This is a genomic window from Terrabacter sp. 01T434 (genome assembly GCF_056398545.1).
On record NZ_JBFTPP010000025.1, the window covers coordinates 1 to 975 of the forward strand.

General features: G+C 69.5%; 1 protein-coding gene. It reads left to right on the forward strand.

Going from position 1 to position 975, the window contains the following annotated elements:
- Positions 1–121: 121 nt before the first annotated feature.
- The coding region (locus tag AC1DIW_RS21815; protein ID WP_478110912.1) for an IS481 family transposase at positions 122–975 on the forward strand (854 nt) is incomplete at its 3' end.

Sequence of the window (975 nt, forward strand, 5' to 3'; positions counted from 1 at the left end):
TGTACTGACCGGACAGGTTGGTCGAGTCGGTGTGACGACACGGTGTGACGTGACGCGAAGGGAGGACCCTCCCGCGGTTGAGTGGAACTGCTGAAGGTTCACTCGACAGGAAGGTCCTCCCGTGTCCCACGCTAACGCAGCCCTGACTCCCCGGGCCCGGCTCAAGGTCGCCCAGCTCGTCGTCGAAGACGGCTACCCGATCAGTGAGGTCGCGGCCCGGTTCCAGTGCTCCTGGCCCACGGTGAAGCGGTGGGTGGACCGCTACCTCGCCGGCGACCGATCCATGCAGGACCACTCCTCGCGCCCGCACACGATGCCGGCCAAGACCCCGGCACCGGTGACCAAGCGCCTGGTCAGCCTGCGCCTGCGGCTGCGGGAGGGACCGATCCAACTGGCAGCCCGCTGCGGGATCGCGCCCTCGACCGCCCACCGGATTCTGGTGCGGTGCCGGCTCAACCGGCTGGCCCATGTCGACCGGGCCACCGGCGAGCCGGTGCGCCGCTACGAGCACCCCCACCCCGGGTCGATGATCCACGTCGACGTCAAGAAGCTCGGCAACATCCCCGATGGCGGTGGTTGGCGCTACGTCGGGCGTCAGCAAGGAGACCGGAACCGGGCTGCGACCCCGGACAAGGGCAAGAACAGCCATCACGGCCCGAAGATGGGTCACGCGTTCGTGCACACCGTCATCGATGACTACTCCCGGGTCGGCTACGCCGAGGTCCACGACAACGAGACCGCGGTCACCGCCACCGCCGTCCTGCGCCGGGCGGTCGCGTGGTTCACGCTGCGCGGCGTCACCGTCGAACGGGTGCTGTCCGACAACGGGTCGGCCTACCGGTCGTTCCTGTGGCGCGACACCTGCGCCGAGCTCGGCATCACGCCCAAGCGAACCCGGCCGTACCGGCCGCAGACCAACGGCAAGATCGAGCGCTTCCACCGCACCCTGGCCGACGGGTGGGCCTACGCCCGGCA